The sequence below is a fragment of the Herbaspirillum camelliae genome (assembly GCF_001929405.1).
GTDB classification, from domain to species: domain Bacteria; phylum Pseudomonadota; class Gammaproteobacteria; order Burkholderiales; family Burkholderiaceae_D; genus Herbaspirillum; species Herbaspirillum seropedicae.
The window spans coordinates 3,819,416-3,835,555 of the sequence record NZ_KV880769.1; the positions used below are offsets into that span (position 1 = coordinate 3,819,416).

19 protein-coding genes and 1 tRNA gene are annotated in these 16,140 nt (G+C 63.0%); 14 read left to right on the plus strand and 6 right to left on the minus strand.

Annotated features, from left to right (window positions below):
* Positions 1-20: 20 nt before the first annotated feature.
* On the plus strand, positions 21-959 hold the full coding sequence (locus tag BGK68_RS17140; protein WP_075258077.1) for an acyltransferase family protein: 939 nt from the start codon (positions 21-23) through the stop codon (positions 957-959).
* On the opposite strand, the gene BGK68_RS17145 is transcribed toward BGK68_RS17140, so the two are convergent.
* Together BGK68_RS17145 and BGK68_RS27865 are read right to left on the minus strand one after the other, a co-directional pair.
* On the minus strand, positions 943-1,935 hold the full coding sequence (locus tag BGK68_RS17145) for a beta-1,6-N-acetylglucosaminyltransferase (protein WP_158035475.1): 993 nt from the start codon (positions 1,933-1,935) through the stop codon (positions 943-945). The genes BGK68_RS17140 and BGK68_RS17145 overlap by 17 nt on opposite strands.
* Positions 1,932-2,144 carry a hypothetical protein gene (locus tag BGK68_RS27865; RefSeq protein ID WP_158035477.1) on the minus strand — a complete coding sequence of 71 codons (213 nt, stop codon included), beginning with the start codon at positions 2,142-2,144 and terminating at the stop codon, positions 1,932-1,934. The genes BGK68_RS17145 and BGK68_RS27865 overlap by 4 nt, the downstream gene beginning before the upstream one ends.
* A 72-nt stretch (positions 2,145-2,216) precedes the next feature.
* On the opposite strand from BGK68_RS27865, the gene BGK68_RS17150 reads away from it, so the two are divergent.
* The 3 genes from BGK68_RS17150 to BGK68_RS17160 are packed head-to-tail and all read left to right on the plus strand — an operon-like array spanning position 2,217 to position 4,932.
* Positions 2,217-2,783 (plus strand): serine acetyltransferase, encoded by a 567-nt coding sequence (locus BGK68_RS17150; RefSeq protein WP_075258079.1) that lies wholly within the window; start codon positions 2,217-2,219, stop codon positions 2,781-2,783.
* Positions 2,780-3,811: a UDP-glucose 4-epimerase GalE gene (gene galE, locus BGK68_RS17155; RefSeq protein WP_075258080.1), complete on the plus strand. Its 1,032-nt coding sequence runs from the start codon at positions 2,780-2,782 to the stop codon at positions 3,809-3,811. Before BGK68_RS17150 ends, galE begins: the two co-directional genes overlap by 4 nt.
* A gap of 41 nt (positions 3,812-3,852) precedes the next feature.
* The gene (locus tag BGK68_RS17160; RefSeq protein ID WP_075258081.1) at positions 3,853-4,932 is read left to right on the plus strand and encodes a glycosyltransferase family A protein; all 1,080 of its coding nucleotides are present in this window, start codon (positions 3,853-3,855) and stop codon (positions 4,930-4,932) included.
* Between the two features lie 300 nt (positions 4,933-5,232).
* On the opposite strand, the gene BGK68_RS17165 is transcribed toward BGK68_RS17160, so the two are convergent.
* A complete protein-coding gene (locus BGK68_RS17165; RefSeq protein WP_075258082.1) occupies positions 5,233-6,396 on the minus strand; it encodes a glycerate kinase in 1,164 nt (387 codons plus the stop codon).
* Between the two features lie 239 nt (positions 6,397-6,635).
* On the opposite strand from BGK68_RS17165, the gene BGK68_RS17170 reads away from it, so the two are divergent.
* From BGK68_RS17170 to BGK68_RS17185, 4 genes are all read left to right on the plus strand, one after another.
* Complete coding sequence (locus BGK68_RS17170; RefSeq protein WP_075258083.1) at positions 6,636-6,875, plus strand: hypothetical protein; 240 nt, start codon at positions 6,636-6,638, stop codon at positions 6,873-6,875.
* A 214-nt stretch (positions 6,876-7,089) separates the two neighbouring features.
* Entirely contained in the window at positions 7,090-7,863 is a 774-nt protein-coding gene (locus BGK68_RS17175; protein ID WP_075258084.1) for a hypothetical protein, read from the plus strand.
* A 127-nt stretch (positions 7,864-7,990) separates the two neighbouring features.
* Positions 7,991-8,290, plus strand: coding sequence for a hypothetical protein (locus BGK68_RS17180; RefSeq protein WP_075258085.1), 300 nt, complete (start codon positions 7,991-7,993; stop codon positions 8,288-8,290).
* A 70-nt stretch (positions 8,291-8,360) separates the two neighbouring features.
* A tRNA-Pro gene (locus BGK68_RS17185) sits at positions 8,361-8,437 on the plus strand.
* A gap of 303 nt (positions 8,438-8,740) precedes the next feature.
* Here BGK68_RS17185 and BGK68_RS17190 read toward each other — a convergent pair.
* Positions 8,741-9,064, minus strand: a complete 324-nt coding sequence (locus BGK68_RS17190) for a hypothetical protein (RefSeq protein ID WP_048348532.1) — start codon at positions 9,062-9,064, stop codon at positions 8,741-8,743.
* A gap of 135 nt (positions 9,065-9,199) precedes the next feature.
* Between BGK68_RS17190 and BGK68_RS17195 the strand changes: the two genes are divergently transcribed.
* From BGK68_RS17195 to BGK68_RS17205, 3 genes are all read left to right on the plus strand, one after another.
* A complete protein-coding gene (locus tag BGK68_RS17195) occupies positions 9,200-9,871 on the plus strand; it encodes a TetR/AcrR family transcriptional regulator (protein ID WP_075258086.1) in 672 nt (223 codons plus the stop codon).
* A 95-nt stretch (positions 9,872-9,966) separates the two neighbouring features.
* Entirely contained in the window at positions 9,967-10,845 is an 879-nt protein-coding gene (locus tag BGK68_RS17200) for an NAD(P)-dependent oxidoreductase (protein WP_075258087.1), read from the plus strand.
* Between the two features lie 151 nt (positions 10,846-10,996).
* Positions 10,997-11,221: a hypothetical protein gene (locus tag BGK68_RS17205; RefSeq protein ID WP_041310574.1), complete on the plus strand. Its 225-nt coding sequence runs from the start codon at positions 10,997-10,999 to the stop codon at positions 11,219-11,221.
* Positions 11,222-11,298: 77 nt separating this feature from the next.
* Here the strand turns inward: BGK68_RS17205 and dmeF are convergent, their stop codons facing one another.
* Together dmeF and BGK68_RS17215 are read right to left on the minus strand one after the other, a co-directional pair.
* Positions 11,299-12,270 carry a CDF family Co(II)/Ni(II) efflux transporter DmeF gene (dmeF, locus tag BGK68_RS17210; protein ID WP_075258088.1) on the minus strand — a complete coding sequence of 324 codons (972 nt, stop codon included), beginning with the start codon at positions 12,268-12,270 and terminating at the stop codon, positions 11,299-11,301.
* Between the two features lie 11 nt (positions 12,271-12,281).
* Positions 12,282-12,557 (minus strand): metal/formaldehyde-sensitive transcriptional repressor, encoded by a 276-nt coding sequence (locus BGK68_RS17215; protein WP_075258089.1) that lies wholly within the window; start codon positions 12,555-12,557, stop codon positions 12,282-12,284.
* Positions 12,558-12,803: 246 nt separating this feature from the next.
* Here BGK68_RS17215 and BGK68_RS17220 point away from each other — a divergent pair, with 246 nt between their 5' ends.
* The 3 genes from BGK68_RS17220 (at position 12,804) to cheD (ending at position 16,096) form a co-directional block, all read left to right on the plus strand.
* A complete protein-coding gene (locus BGK68_RS17220; RefSeq protein ID WP_075258090.1) occupies positions 12,804-14,426 on the plus strand; it encodes a methyl-accepting chemotaxis protein in 1,623 nt (540 codons plus the stop codon).
* Between the two features lie 195 nt (positions 14,427-14,621).
* Positions 14,622-15,494: a CheR family methyltransferase gene (locus BGK68_RS17225; RefSeq protein WP_075258091.1), complete on the plus strand. Its 873-nt coding sequence runs from the start codon at positions 14,622-14,624 to the stop codon at positions 15,492-15,494.
* Positions 15,491-16,096 carry a chemoreceptor glutamine deamidase CheD gene (cheD, locus tag BGK68_RS17230; RefSeq protein ID WP_075258092.1) on the plus strand — a complete coding sequence of 202 codons (606 nt, stop codon included), beginning with the start codon at positions 15,491-15,493 and terminating at the stop codon, positions 16,094-16,096. The genes BGK68_RS17225 and cheD overlap by 4 nt, the downstream gene beginning before the upstream one ends.
* Positions 16,097-16,140 lie beyond the last annotated feature (44 nt).

Here is a 16,140-nt window from a genome sequence, read left to right on the forward strand (position 1 = left end):
GACGGGCAGGGGAGAGGCAGATGGAAAAACAGCATTATGGCGGCCTGGAAATCCTCAAGCTCATCATGAGCCTGATGGTGGTGGGCATTCATACCAACCCGTTCGCGAGCCTGCCGGCGTTGAACTCACTGACCTCCAACGGCATCTTCCGCATCGCTGTGCCGGTGTTCTTTGTGATGAATGGCTACTTCTTGAGCCTGGAGCGTGACAAGTTCCTGCCCTGGCTGCGCCGCATCGTGCTGCTCTACCTGTTGCTGAGCCTGCTGTTTTCGCCCTTGTGGCTCGATACCGCTTCGCCGCAGGACGCATTGCTTTCGATTGTGCAGAATCTGGCGACGGGCTGGCATCACCTGTGGTATCTGGCGGCGCTGATCGTGGCGGCTTGCCTGGCCTACCTGGGACGCGCGCACTTGTCCTTGCTGCTGCCGGTGGCGCTGCTGTGCTTCGTCGCAGGCATTGTGTTGCAGGCCATTGCGCTGTGGAATGGCAATGACTTTGCCCATGCCATCCACGGCCACTTCGACCTGTATCGCAACGCGCTCACGGTCGCCTTGCCCTTCCTGCTGATCGGCATGGCGCTGCGCCGACGCCAGACGCCGTTGCATGTTTCATTGCCGGTGCTGCTGCTGGTGGGCGTGCTATTCGTGGGCGAGATCGTGCTGTGGGGATGGTTGAGCCGCAACCAGACGCGCGACCTCTACGCCAGCCTGATCGTGGTCGCGCCCGTGCTGTTCCTGGCGGCGCGCCAGGTGCAGCTGAACTATCGCGACCACATGTCGGCGCGCATCTACTACTTCCATCCCATCTTCGAGATGGCCTTCAAGCTCAATGGCAAGTTCGGTGGCGGCAAGGTGTTCCTGGTGACGGCGGTGCTGTCGGCGCTGCTGGCCTATGCCATCGGCAAGCTCAAGGCCCTGCAGGGCGCAGGGCGGCTGGGCTGGGTCAGGCTGATTCCCTGAGCGGGGCGGCAGCCTGGCGCGCTGCCTTGGCCTGCAGCAGCGCGACCAGTTGCTCGATGACCGGCCAGTCCTGCTCATCGAACTTGCGCGCGAACAAGACTTCGCCGGGGGCCAGCGGACTGTTGTTGTGCGGCGAATTGAAGACCACGTCCTGGGCAAACTGCGCCAGCGTATCGCTGTTGATGGCTTCGGGACTCTGCTTGCCGGGCCGCCAGTCGGTGTAGGTCAGGGTAGGGCGCAGGCTATCCTTGAAGGGCGAATTCCAGAGGATGGTCTGGAAGAAGAACTCATCCGGGCAATCGGTGTGATGGCAGAAGCGCACGAAGCGCGGATGCTCGCTGACATAGTCGAGCACGTAGCGGCAGGCCTCGCCGGTGATGGCCCACCATTGCGAACCCGCCGCCGGTTGCAGCGGGCCGAAGGCGCGCCGGAAATTGCGGCGCGGCAGGTGGGCGTTGATGAAGTCCTGCAACATCCAGCGATAGCGGTGCATGGGCGGACTGCGGCGTATCCAGTAGTGCTCCAGCCGGCCCAGGCCCTTGCCGTACTCTTCATTGGGCATGGCAAAGGCATCCATGTAGTTGGCTCCGCGCTCGCGCGCAAAGAAGCTGGCGATGTAAGCGGGCGGTTGCACCGGCAGCGTAGCGCCGCTGAGCAGGACGACGCGGTCGGGCGTGCCCAGGGTCTGCATCGCCTGGCGCATCAGCCGCAGCGTGGCTTCCACCAGCGAGAAATGCGCCCATGCACCATCGACGCGATCGCGGCAGAAGTGCAGGTGCGGATAGCGGTCGGCCAGCCCCAGGAAGGGAGCGATATCGGCCTTGCGGTCAATGTGCAGGAAGAAATGAGCCTTCGAATGCGCCGGTGCATCGGCCTGCGCCTGGTCACTGTCGAGCTGGGCCAGGAGCGTGTCCAGCAGGCGGGGATTGTTGTGGGCCAGGATCAGGTAGGCGATGTTCATCGTGTTGTTCTTCATGCTGGTTCGTGAGGGGCAGCGCCGGGCATGCTTACGCCAGCATCTGCACGCTTGAGGTCGATAAACGGGGTACAAAGTTCCGCAGGCGCAGCAATCCATTTGTTGCGCTGCACATCGCTGTGCAGGCGGATGTGTCGCAGTCCGGCGACATCAGTTTTTTGCTCCGCAATAAGAACTTTTCGGCCTGCAGCCGCTCTGTTGAAGGTCATGTGGCGCAGCGCCCGATTTCACCGGCTGGCCACGCCTGTATCCCTTCAATGACCTTCCGACGAGAGACCTGGATGACGAGAGATCCCGACTGGGAAGCCGACCTGCGGCGCTATGACATGCGCCGCCCCTTCCTCAAGGAACAATCGATCTGGGCGATCTGGGTGTATCGCTGGGGCCGCCGTATCGAGGCGCGCCCGGCGGGACTGTCCCGCAAGATCGCCAACCTGTTCTACTGGCTGGCCTTCCGGCTGGTCGAAACCGCATTCGGCATCAGCCTGCCGCGCACCGCCAGGATAGGCCCGGGCCTGCGCATCTGGCACTTCGGCAACATCTTCCTGCATGGCGACGTGGTCATTGGTGCGGGCTGCACGCTGCGCCAGGGCGTGACCATCGGCAACCGCCGCGAAGGCGGTCCGGTGCCGGTGCTGGGCGACAACGTCGAGCTGGGTGCGTACGCCCAGGTGCTGGGCGCGGTCCACCTGGGCGATGGCTGCAAGGTGGGGGCGATGTCCGTGGTGCTGGACGACGTACCGCCGGGCGCGACCGCCGTAGGCGCCCCCGCACGCGTGATTGCGCGCACGCCGGCAGGCAGCCTTGCACCCGCCTCTTCCGAATTACTGCAAAAGGACATGACATGACCCAAGCCACCATCCTCGTCACCGGCGGCGCCGGCTACATCGGTTCGCACACCTGCGTCGAGCTCATCCATGCCGGCTATGCCGTGGTGGTGCTGGACAATCTGTGCAACAGCCGCGCCAGCGTGATCGACCGCATCGCGCAGATTTCCGGACAGCGTCCGCATTTCGTGCAGGGCGACATTCGTGACCGCGCGGTGCTGGACGGCGTCTTCAAGAGCCATCGCGTCGAGGCCGTGATCCACTTCGCCGGCCTCAAGGCGGTCGGCGAATCGGTGGCGCAGCCGCTGCGCTACTACGACAACAACGTCCACGGCAGCAATGTGCTGTTCGAAGCCATGGCTGCGCATGGCGTGAAGAACATCGTCTTCTCGTCCTCGGCCACCGTCTATGGCGATCCGGCCAGCGTGCCGATCACGGAAGAATTCCCGCTCTCGGCCACCAATCCCTATGGCCGCAGCAAGCTGATGGTGGAGCAGATCCTGGGTGACCTGCACGTGGCCGATCCCAGCTGGCGCATTGCGCTGCTGCGCTATTTCAATCCGGTGGGCGCGCATGAGAGCGGACTCATCGGCGAAGACCCCAGCGGTATTCCCAACAATCTGCTGCCCTTCATCGCGCAGGTGGCCGATGGCCGCCGCGCGGCGCTGTCGGTCTATGGCAGCGACTACCCGACCCCGGACGGCACGGGTGTGCGCGATTACATCCACGTCGTCGACCTGGCCCTGGGGCACCTGAAGACCTTGCGCAAGCTGGAGCAGGGGCCGGGCGTCTACACCTACAACCTGGGCACCGGACGCGGCAACAGCGTGCTGGAAATGCTGGCGGCCTTCGAACAGGCCTGCGGCCACAAGCTGCCTTACCAACTGGTGGATCGCCGTCCCGGCGACATCGCCTGCTGCTACGCCGCCACCGAACTGGCCGAGCGCGAGCTGGGCTGGCGCGCCCAGCGCGGCATCGAAGCCATGTGCGCCGATACCTGGCGCTGGCAGGCATTGGCCAAGCGACTGGCGCAAGAAGAGGCTGCCTGAGCGGCAGTACGAGAAGCTAATTCAAACAGAGGAGTGTGATCATGGCGACCATCGATGTGCTGCTGCCGGTCAAGAATGGCGTGGATTTCCTGGCGGAGTCGCTGGAGAGCTTGCAGGCCCAGACGGTGAGCGACTGGCGCGTGCTGGTGCTGGACCACGGGTCCACCGATGGCAGCGCCGAGATGGTGGAGCGCTATCACGAACGCGATGCCCGCATCGAACTGCATCGCTTCCCCGAGGCCGATGGCTTGTCGGGCCTGCTCAACAAGGGATTGGAGATCAGCGATTGCCGCTACGTGATGCGTCACGATGCCGACGACGTCTGCTATCCCGAGCGCATGGCCATTTCCCTGGCGGCCTTTGAGGCGAGCCCGCAGTGCGTGGCCATTGGCGGCCAGGCCGACGTGATCGATGCCAAGGGTGGTCCTATCCATGAGATGAAGATGCCGGTGGGCGTGCAGCGCGTGGCGGCAGCCAGCTTGTTCCGCAATCCCATTGCCCACCCCACGGCCATGCTGGATTTTGCCGAGGTGCAGCGCCAGGGGATCCGCTATGGCGTCGATTTCATGGGCGTGTTCCCGCAGGAACAGCAGATGATGGTCAAGAACCTGGCCGAGGATTACTTCCTCTTCGGCCAGCTCGGCATCCAGGGCAAGTGCAACAACGTGCCGCAAAAGCTGATCAAGTATCGCTGGCATGGCAATAACGTCAGCGCGACCCGTTTCGATGAGCAGATGAAGGTCTCCCTGCAGGTGTCGCGCTATCTGGTGCGGGCCTTTGCGCGGATGAAGCAGCAGCCGTATTTCGACCCTGCGCCGTTCTGCAATCACGGCGGCCTGCTCTTCGAGATCGATGGCCGCAATGATTTTTCGCCCGAGTTCGAGCGCATGGCCGCAGCGGTGCGCGAGGGACTGATGCATTCGCCGGAAGTGGAGCGTGAGCTGCGCTTCCGCAAGCTCGCCACCACCCGCAATGAATTGCTGCTGCTGTGGCGCTACTTCCTGTTCCAGGCTGGCAACGAACCCGAGACCGGGGAATGGAATGCCGTGCGCTCCTGGCTGATCCGCCGCATTCCCGGCAAGCGCCGCATGAGCACCTTGCTGGAGACGGCGGCGGCCTGAGCCGGACAGGTTTGCTGCGTCGCGGGCAGAAAAAGAAAAATTATTTATATCAATGACTTAGCGGAATCTTCCCAGGCTTGTCCACAGGCTTGCCCCCATTTTTTGGGGATAACTGCACCAGCGCGAGGACAAGTCGCGTCTGCGCATCGTCGAGGAGTGGTTTGACGGCGCTTTGCATGTCTGCGCGCCGCTCCCATAAAAGCCTTAGCATTCAATGGCTTGCCTGGCTTTTCCCAGGATTCTCCACAGGCCTGTCCCCGATTTTTGTGAACAACTTGGCAGCGCTCAGGCGCGCTTCGTTCAGCGCATTGCCGCAGCGTTCTGCCACAGCCGGGCCAACTGCTCAGCGCTGGCTTGCAGCAATTGCGGCGCCTGGGCGATGGCGTCCTGCAGCGAGCCGGGGCCGAAGACGATGGAGAAGCAGCCCGAGAAGCTGGTCTGCAATTGCGCCAGCGACTGCCGGTCGATGCCACCCGAGAGCAGGGTGGTAGGCACACCCAACTGACGTGCGCGCTGGCTGGCGATGAAGGGCGCTTTGCCGTGCAGGGTCTGGGCATCGCTGCGGCCTTCGCCGGTGATGAGCCAGTCCGCGCCGGTGAGGGCCTGGTCCAAGCCGATATGATCGGCTACCGTCTGCGCCCCCGAGCGGAATTGCGCGCCCAGCATCAGCAGGGCGTAGCCCAGCCCGCCGGCAGCACCAGCGCCGGGCAGGGTGGCTGCCTGGCGGCCCAGCGCCTCTTCCAGCACCTGGGCAAAGTGCGCCAGGGTCTGGTCCAGGGGGGCGACCTGGTCGGGCTGCACTCCTTTTTGCGGCCCGAACACGGCGGTCGCGCCTTCTGCACCGCAGAGCGGATTATCGACATCGGACATGGCCACGAAATGCGCCTCTTTCACGCGCGCATCGAGCCCGGAGGCGTCCACTCGCACCACCCGGTGCAGTTCGGCCGGTGCCGGCGCGACCTCAGTCCCTGCCGCATCGTAGAACACCACGCCCAGTGCGGCCAGCAGGCCCGCGCCGCCGTCGTTGGTGCTGCTGCCGCCCAAGGCGACCAGGAAGCTGCGCGCACCACGGTCGAGCAGGGCCTTGATGGCGTCGCCCACCCCCAGCGTACTGCGGCGCTCCACGGCCACCGCCGTGCCAGCCGCATCGGTGAGACCGACGATGGCCGCTGATTCGACCACCGCGCTGCCATCCTTGAGGATGCCCACCGGCGCCTCGGTCATCTGGCCAGCGGCATTGCGGCAGGCGATGGCGAAGCGCTCGCCGCCGGCATGCATGAGCGCGTCGAGCGTGCCTTCGCCGCCATCGGCGATGGGGCGCAGGCGGATTTCCGCATCGGGGATGGCCGCCCGGATGCCGGCGCCGATGGCGCGGGCGACGTCCTCGGCCGAGAGCGAACCCTTGAAGGAATCGGGGGCGATGACAACGACGGGAGGGCGAAGGGCAGGGCGGGGAGAAGTCATGGTGAATATCGCTTTGTGCTCGGTAGTCTTGACGGTCGCGCCATTATATAAGCGCAGGCGCGGCCTATTGCCGGCGCAAAGCTTCTCGCGGCAGCCAGCGCTCATGAAGTTTTTTCACGTCCGCATGAGCTTGCCGCCAGGAAGGAATCGCGGGTAACAAATGGTAAGCACGATGGCAGCCGTCCCCGAGCTGGTGGATAGTTTCATATTAGCCGCCATTCGGCTGAGGAGTTCATCCCATGAAATCACTTGCCTGCCTGGCCGTCCTGCCTGCTGCGCTGATGCTCGGCGGCTGTGTGGCCGTGCCTGTCGATCCGTATAACGGGGCGGCGGTCTATCCGGCGCAGCCGGTGTATTCTCCCTACTATGCCTATCCGGCTTATCCAGCCTATCCCGCTTATCCTGCCTACAGCTATCCGTCTTCGTCCTTCTATTTCGGCTATAGCAGCGGCTGGGGCCGGCGTGGCCATTGGCGTTGAGTACGGTTGCGCCTGATGGTGCATGCTGCGCGCAGGGCAAAAACAGCTAGAATGTCGCCTTTACTGATCGGCTTCGGAATCGGGCTCAAGGCCTGATCTTCCGGCTGATTCCCAGGAGCCGCCGCCGCAAGGTATGAGTTTGTTCGTTTCAGCTTCCCGTCCACAATGCCTGTCCCGTTCCCGGCGCAGAACTGCGCTGGGGCTGGGTGCGTCCGTGCTGGTGCACGCGCTGCTGTTCCTGTTCATCCGCGCCAAGCTCAACGAGACGCCGCCGCCCCTGGACAATCCGGGGCGGCCCGATGCGCCGCTGCAAGTGACTTTCGTGCGTCCGCCGGCACCCGCGCCGGTGGCCCAGCCTGAGCCGCCCAAGCCAGCGCCTGAGCCGCCCAAGAAAGTCCAGCCGAAAAAGCCTGCGGCCAAGCCGGCACCTCGCCATGCCGCGCCGGCGCGGACTGCCCAGCCGCCGCGTCCCACTGCGCCCAGCGCGCCGGTGAGCAATGCCGCGCCCATGGCCCAGGCTGCGCCGCAAGAGGACTTCATGACGTCGATGAATCGCCGCCGCGAGCAGCGTCAGGCCGCCGAGCAGGCTGCCGCCGAGGAAAACGCCGCTGCCCGCGCCGCCGAAAATCCCTCGGCCAACGACATCGCCCGCGCCAACATCGCTTTCCAGGATCGGCGCGGACGCGGCACCAACGGTGTCTTCCAGATCATCAGCATGGGGCCGCGCGTGGCCCAGTACAGTTTCCGTGGCTGGACCACCGACCAGCGCCGCAGCGAGAAGCAACTTATCGAAGTGGATGCCGGCTTTGGCGGCAATGTGCAACTGGCCGTGGTCAACAGCATGATTGCGCTGATCCGCAAATACTATAGCGGCGACTTCAGCTTCGATTCGCAGCGGCTGGGCAGGGTGGTGACCCTGTCGGCGCGACTGGAGGATACCAAGGGCTTGCAGAACTTCCTGCTCAACGAGTTCTTCGGTGGTAATTGAGCCAGGATTGGCCTCTAGACCGGCTCTCTCACCCGTCCTCAAATTCCTTCGATTTTTGAGATTTTTCTGATAAACCTAGAAAAATCAAGATGTTATCGTCAAGTCTCCTCAAAAAGGCTTGGCGCGAATGGACATCGAACTCACACAAGAAGAACTCGCCTGGATGCTTGTCGTGTATCGCGGCGAGTTTCGCATCATTCCGCGTCACGTGGTGCGAAGGGTGATCGCGCTTGGTCTGGGGATTCCCAACCTGGGAGGAGCGTTCAACCTGACGCTGGCTGGGCGCGAAGCGGTGCACACGGCCTACTTTTTCGACGAACCGTACATGCCGGAAACCGAACAGGTGCACATTGTGCGGGGCGTGCCCCGCAGCTGCTTCGCCGGCCAGGAGTACGCACCCTGGTGCCGCCTGTCGCATCGGGTCTGAAAAATATTAAAAATGTTTTCCAGAAACAGTTGAATTAAAAACATATGCTGCTATAATCTTTGTCTTCAGTCGGGGCGTAGCGCAGCCTGGTAGCGTACTTGCATGGGGTGCAAGGGGTCGTGTGTTCGAATCACACCGTCCCGACCATTAGATTCAACGCTTGTGGCGAAAGCCATAAGAAAAGACAGCACTGTATTGGGCAATAGCCTGATCCAGTGCTGTTTTGCTTTGTGAGGCAGGGTAGCGGAAAGTCGATTCCGAGACCTGGGCAGTCATTGCCTTGATATGGATTCCGGACGTCTGTTGCGACGTGTGTGTGCCAGGCGGGTCTGGATCTGTTCTATCGGCAGCCTCGTTCGAGCTGCAACAGTAGCGCCCAAGGCGCGCAAATCCCGAATTTGAATCCGCTCATCCGGTGGCGCGCTCTTGGGGCGATTTGATCTGGCAGGATTATGCCGTGCCTGCCGTGCCATTCTTGGCCATTTCTTTGATGCGCTCGCGAACTTTCTCCGCCAGTTTTTCCTTTTCCTCGGGTGACATCTGTTCGTACTGCTCTTTCGATACGCCCATGGAGTGCAGCACGGTAAAGAACAGCCGCTGATCCGGCGTCATCGCCAGCCACTCCTGCAGTTCCCTCGCGGGATCGGGCTTGGCTGAGCCCTTGGCCAGCTGCAGCTTGCTTTCGAAGGAGGAGGTCGCCGCATTGCTCTTGCTTTGCGCCGACGCGCTGCCCGGGTAGGACGTTCTGTTATCCAGCGAATCGATGTTGTTCATGATGAGTTTGTGATCCCCTATGAATTTATAGTGCTTGAGGCGGCGTAAGCTGCCCGTCTCTGCACTAGGATACACCAAGGTCTACATTAGGCAATCGCCGGTTTCCTTTCTCCCGTCTTTCCAAGATGCAGAAAAATGGATATATTTGGAAGCAATCATTTCCAAATTAATATTTTCATGCCTGCTTCTTCCTCCTCTTCTGCTCCTTCATCCCGCCGGCGCAACCCCGGCCGGCCGCGTGAGTTCGATGCCGACCAGGCCCTGGATGGCGCAGTGCGTGTGTTCAGCGAGCGCGGCTATGCCGGCGCCTCGATCAGCGATCTGAGCGAGGCCATGCAGCTGGCTCAAGGCAGTCTCTACAAGGCATTCCGGGACAAACAATCTCTCTTTCTGGCTGCCTTGGAGCGCTATCGGACGCAGCGTTCCGAAAAGCTCCGGCGCGCCATCGACGCGGGCGCGACAGGGCGGGGGCGCTTGCGCAATATGCTGCTGTTCTATGCTGAGTCCGCTCAGGGCGCGGCAGGGCGGCAGGGTTGCCTGGTTGTCAGCAGCGCCGTGGCAATCACGGGCTTCGAACCGTCCGTAGCAGCGCGGATCACCTCGTCGCTGGCCCGTAACGAGGCTTTGCTGGAAGAGCTGATCCGCCAGGGACAACGGGATGGATCGGTGGCCGCGCATGCCGATCCCGCCTCGACGGCACGTCTGCTCTTGTGCCTGACCCAAGGCATGCGAGTGGTCGGGAAGGCAGGGCGCAGCCGCAAGGAAATGCTGGCGCTGGTGGATGTGGCGCTGAAAGTGCTGGATTGATTTTTTTACTTGGATTGGAATCGATGGTTTCCAATTTATCCGGATAAGGCATAAGACATGCAATGAATGATTCGACGATCAAAGGAGCTGTGGCTATGAAAATCGCTTTTCTCGGTCTGGGCACGATGGGCTTCCCCATGGCTGCCAACCTGGTGCGCGCCGGCTATGCCGTGCGCGCCTGGAACCGTTCGCCCGCGCCCGTAGAGCGGCTGGCAGCGCTGGGCGCGCAAGCAGCAGCAACGCCGGCGGAGGCTGCCGCCGATGCGGATGTGCTGATCTCCATGCTGGCGGACGATGACGCCACCGAGGCCACCTTGCTGGACGCCGGCGCACTGGCCGCGCTCAGGCCGGGTGCGATCCATGTCAACATGGCAACGATATCGGTTGCGCTGGCGCTGCGCCTGGCGGGATCGCATCAGGCGCGTGGCGTGGCCTATGTCGCCGCGCCGGTGCTGGGGCGGGTGAATGTGGCTGAGGCTGGGCAACTCAATATCCTGGCCGCTGGCGAAGAACAGGCGTTGGCGGCGGTCCAGCCCTTGCTGGATGTGCTGGGCCAGAAGACCTGGTGCCTGGGGCGGCAGCCCGAGCAGGCCAATGCTGCCAAGCTGGCCATGAACTTCATGATTGCCAGCGCCATCGGCGCCATGAGCGAGGCCGTTGCGCTGGTGCAGGGGTATGGACTGGACAAGGCGGGATTCATCGAACTGGCGACTTCCACGGCCTTCGCGGCGCCGGTCTACAAGGGGTATGGGCAGGCGATTGCCGATGACCGCTTCGAGCCGGCCGGTTTCAAGCTTGCGCTCGGGCTCAAGGATGTGCGCCTGGCGCTGGAGGCGGGCGAGCAGGCCAATGTGCCGCTGTCGTTGGCCAGCGCGCTGCGCGACCTGCATATCGATGGTCTGGCCCATGGTGAAGGTCATCTCGACTGGGCGGCGCTTTCGCGCGCCTCGGCACGCCGGGCTGGTCAGGCGTGAGCGGCCCCGGCCATGTGGGCCGGGTTACACAAACACACAATTTCGCGTCTGCTTACGCTCGAGCCCAGCCGTTATCCGACCACCACGGCCACACGTGGCGTCCGGACATCGGCTCCGGAACATTCCGCCAAACACATCCAGGAGCGCAAGCATGAAATCCCTGTTACTGATCCCGGCACTGGCCGCCACCTTCGCCTTGGGCGGATGCGTGGTGACGCCGCCAGCAGTCCATCCTGCCTATGTCGCGCCGCCAGGCGTGGTGTATGTCGAGCCCACCTATGCCTCGCCCGGGCCGGGCTGGGTCTGGGAATATCACTCCTACTATGGCTGGGGCTGGCACCATCCGCACTACGGCTGGCACCGCGGCTGGCGCTGAGCCGCTGATGGCAACGAGATGAAAAAAGCAGCAGGGATACGGCCTGCTGCTTTTTTTTTGTCAGTGCGGGCAGTTCGTCAGGTCGACAGTCGCCGGTATTCGAGACTCAGATGCTGCAGTTGCTCCAGGGCGGCCAGCTTTTGCCGCAAGGGTGTTTCTTCCTGTTCTGCCGGGCCGGACAGGCTGACGATGGCTGCGCGCGCGGTCAGGCCAATGCGCCAGACATGCAAGTCGTCGATCTGCACCGGCTCATCGGCCAGCGCCTGGCGGATGCGGGTTGCCACCTGTTCATCGGTGACGTCCAGCAACACGGTCGCGCTGGTGCGCAGCAGGCTGTATGACCAGCGTGCAATCACCACTGCGCCGACCACGCCCATGGCCGGATCGAGCCAGGTCCAGCCCAGATAGAGACCGGCCAGCAGGGCGGCAATGGCCAGCACCGAGGTCAGCGCATCGGCCACCACATGCAGGTAGGCTGAGCGCAGGTTGTTGTCGTGGGCATGGTGGTGCTGGTGATGGTGATGGTCCTCGCCGTGTGCGTGATGAGTGTGAGGGGCGTGGTGTGCATGAGCGTCGTGATCGGCGTGGTCATGATGATGTCCTTCTATCAGCAGCAGTGCGCTGGCAATGTTGACGATCAGCCCGATCACCGCAATCACGATGGCCTCGCCGAACTCCACCGGGCTGGGGCTGGCCAGCCGCCATAGCGATTCACCACCGATGCCGATGGCGATCACGGCCAGCACCAGCGCCGAAGCAAAGCCGGCCAGGTCGCCCACCTTGCCGGTGCCGAAGCTGAAGCGCTGGTCGTGCGCATGCCGGCGCGCAAATACATAGGCGCCAGCTGCGATGGCCAGTGCGCCCGTGTGGGTGGCCATATGGAAGCCGTCGGCCAGCAGGGCCATGGAGCCGGTCATGTAGCCGGCTGCGATCTCGGCCACCATCATCACCGCCGTCAGGACCACCACCCACAGCGTGCGCCGGGTGTTGCGGTCATGATTGGCACCCAGATAGACATGCTCATGGCGGAAGGGGGAGGTGCTTTGCATGGGCGTTCCTTTCATTTGGCGTAGCGGCGAATCGCTTCCAGGACTTCTTCCAGTCCCTGGCTGCGTTCGCTGTCGGTCAGGCCGGGGCGGGCCACGTGTTCGCGCGCGTGGGCTTCGATGAGTTCGTCCATCAGGCCGTGGACCGCGCCCCGGATGGCGGCGGCGAGGTGCAAGGTCTTGGCGCAGTCGGTTTCGCCCTCCAGGGCGCGTTCCAGCGCCTGGACCTGTCCGCTGATGCGGCGAATGCGCTTGAGCAGGGCGTCCTTGTCCTGCGTCAGGTGTGCCATACCATACCCCCTATCCTATAAAGCCTGAATTGTATCAGGCATCGGGACAAGTGTGGCTGGGCTGTCAGGTAATGGGGAAACTGCTGACCAATTCAGCTACGCGTAAGCTAGGCGCTATAGCCTCGGGACAATGCGGCGTTTCTCGTCCGCAACCATACCTGCCCGGGAGCAGGTAAAAACAAGCGGGAAATCCGCAGGGAGACAGCGATGGCAATAACGAGGGCAGCCGGCGGGACCGGCAAGCTGATGCAATGCGTGCGGGCCGTGGGGCCTTGGCTGGCCGGCCTGGTGGTGGGCAGCCTGGCGCGGCTGGCGCTGGATGCGCTTGGGGCCGGGCAGTGGCTGCCTGGCCCCGTGATCCAAGGTCTGGGCGTGCTGCTGGGGATGGCGGTGTTCGCGCTGTTGCGCCAGCGTGGCCAGCCGCAGGGCAATCAACTGGTTGACCGCATCAGTGGGCAGATCGATCACATCATGATCGGGGCCGCCGAGACCTCCTTCTTCGTCGATACCATCAAGAACAAGCTCAGCAAGGATGTGGATGCGGCCAATCGCATCGCCGCCAGCGCCGAACAGAACGCGGAGACCACGCAACAGATTGCCGCCAATGCCGAGCGCGCCTCCTCCATCGCCTCCGAAGTGCGCACCGAGAGCGTGAGCGGACGCTCCGAGGTGGACCGCGGCTTGCAGCAGATCGGTCAGGCGCGTACCGATGCCTTGTCGGCGTCGTCGATGATGGCGCAGTTGCAGGAGAAATCGCGCCGCATCCATGGCATCACCGAGGTGATCAGCGAGATCGCCGCGCGCACCAACCTGCTGGCGCTGAACGCCGCCATTGAAGCCGCTCGCGCCGGTGAGCAGGGGCGCGGATTTGCCGTGGTGGCGGGGGAAGTGCGCCAGCTGGCCCAGCGCACCAAGGAGGCTACCGACGATATCGGCGTGATGGTGCGCGCCATTACCGAAGAGGCTGAACGGGCTGCCAGTGGCATGAATTCCCTCAGCAGCCGGGTGCTGGAAGCGGCCCAGAACGTGGAGAAGGTGCATGGGCTGTTGAACAGCATCGAGCGCTCGGCCAGCCAGTCCCAGGAGCAGATCGAGGAAATCGCGGTGGCGTCCCGCGAGCATGTGCAGACCACCCAGGAAATCGCCGAGGCCATCACCGACATCCGCAACGGCATGCTGCAGACCGATACCGAACTGCCGCGCGTGGCGGCGTCGGCCATGCAGCTCTCGGAGCGCGCCGAGGCAGTCTTCGAGGCCATCGTCGAGGGCGGCGCACGCGGCGGCCACGATGACATCCGCATTGCCGCTGCCAGCGCTGCGGCAGCGGTGGGCAAGCTGTTCGAGGAATCGATCCGGGCCGGGGTCATCACCGAGGCGGCGCTGTTCGACCGCCACTACAAGCCCATTCTCAACACCTCGCCGCAAAAGCATTCCAGCCAGTTCGACGCCTTCACCGACCGCGTGCTGCCAGCCATCCAGGAGGCACTGCTGGAGCGCATGCCGCAACTGGCCTATGCGGGTGCGGTGGATAGCAATGGCTATTTCCCCACCCATAACAAGAAATTCTCCCAGCCGCTCACCGGTAACTACGACGTGGACCTGGTCAACAACCGCACCAAGCGCATCTTCAGCGATCGCACTGGCAAGCGTTGCGGGTCCAATACCAAGTCCTTCCTGTTGCAAACTTATAAACGGGATACGGGCGAGGTGATGCATGACCTGTCGGTGCCTATTCATGTGAACGGCAAGCACTGGGGCGGCTTCCGGGTCGGTTACCGCTCCAGCCACGCGCCTGCGCCTGCGGTGGCGACGACGCCAGCGCCGGTCCCGTCGCCAGCGAAAGTATCGGTGAGAATTGCCAGGGGATGAGAGCCCCATGCACGGCTCAGGGAAATTGACTTGCCGCAATAGCGGGAGAAAACCATTTCATTTCCGGGGTTGATTTGCTTGACCCGGCTAGACGCCTGATAGATTATTCGACAAGGGGACGCCTGCCCATGCGGGGCGGCGAGTAACAGCAAGCGGCGCGCGTTTCGAGCGCGTTGCGCCAGGGAAGGAAAGATAGTGAAGCCTACGGTGCCAAGCAAGGGCGAATCATCCGGCAAGGAATTCGATTTCAACAGCCGTGATTTCGAACGCGTGCGTGGCCTGATCTACCAGCGGGCCGGCATCGCGCTGGCCGACAGCAAGCAGGAAATGGTTTACAGCCGCCTGGCGCGCCGCCTGCGCGCCACCGGCATCACCTCTTTCCAGCAATACCTGGACATGCTCGAACGCACCCACGACACCGACGAGTGGGAAGCCTTCACCAACGCCCTGACGACCAACCTGACCTCGTTCTTCCGCGAGGCGCATCATTTCCCCATCCTGGCCGATTTCCTCAAGACCTTGAAGGAACCGGCCACCATCTGGTGCTCGGCGGCCTCCACCGGGGAAGAGCCTTATACCATCGCCATGACGGCCTGCGAAGCCTATGGCTCGTTGACGCCGCCGGTGCAGATCGTGGCCACCGATATCGACACCAATGTGCTGGCCACCGGTTCCAATGGCGTCTATCCGATGGAGCGCATCGAGAAGATGTCGCCGGAGCGGGTCAAGAAATTCTTCCTGCGCGGCAAGGGCAGTCATGAGGGCTACGTGCGCGTGCGCCCGGAACTGCGCAAGCTGATCACCTTCAAGCAGCTCAATCTGCTGGCCGATGGCTGGCCCCTGAGTGGGCAGTTCGACGTGATCTTCTGCCGCAACGTGATGATCTATTTCGATAAACCTACCCAGAGCAAGATCCTGTCCCGATTCGTGCCATTGATGAAGCCTCATGCCTTGCTGTTCGCCGGCCATTCGGAGAACTTCCTGTATGTCTCCGACGCCCTCAAGCTCAAGGGCAAGACGGTCTATGAACTCAACGCCACGCAGCGCGGCGCAAGGACCAAGCCATGAGCCAGGCTTCGGAGCAGATTGCCTCCAATCTCTACTACGACCGCACCTTCGACTGCGACGCTGCGAAGATCCTGCCGGGGGAGTATTACTTCACCACCAAGGACATGATGATCGTCACCGTGCTGGGCTCCTGTGTCTCGGCCTGTATCCGTGACCGCGTCTCCGGCATCGGTGGGATGAACCACTTCATGCTGCCCGATGGCGGCGGCGATGACGGTAGCCCCGTGTCGGCCTCGGCGCGCTATGGCACCTATGCCATGGAAGTGCTGATCAACGAGGTGCTCAAGTCCGGGGCGCGGCGCGAGAACCTGGAGGCCAAGGTCTTTGGCGGCGGCAACGTGCTGCGCGGGTTCTCGGCCATCAACGTGGGCGAGCGCAACGCTGAGTTCGTGCGCCGCTACCTGAAGGCGGAAAACATCCGCGTGGTGGCCGAGGATCTCAACGACATCTATCCGCGCAAGGTGTATTTCTTCCCCCGCACCGGCAAGGTGCTGGTGAAGAAGCTCAAGCAGATGCACAACAACACGCTGGTGGATCGTGAAAAAGCCTACGCCAGCAAGCTGGTCACCAAGCCAGTGGGCGGCGAGGTGGATCTGTTCTGAGGCAGTGGCGCAGGACGGGCAGGGGTTGCAGGCCTATACCGATA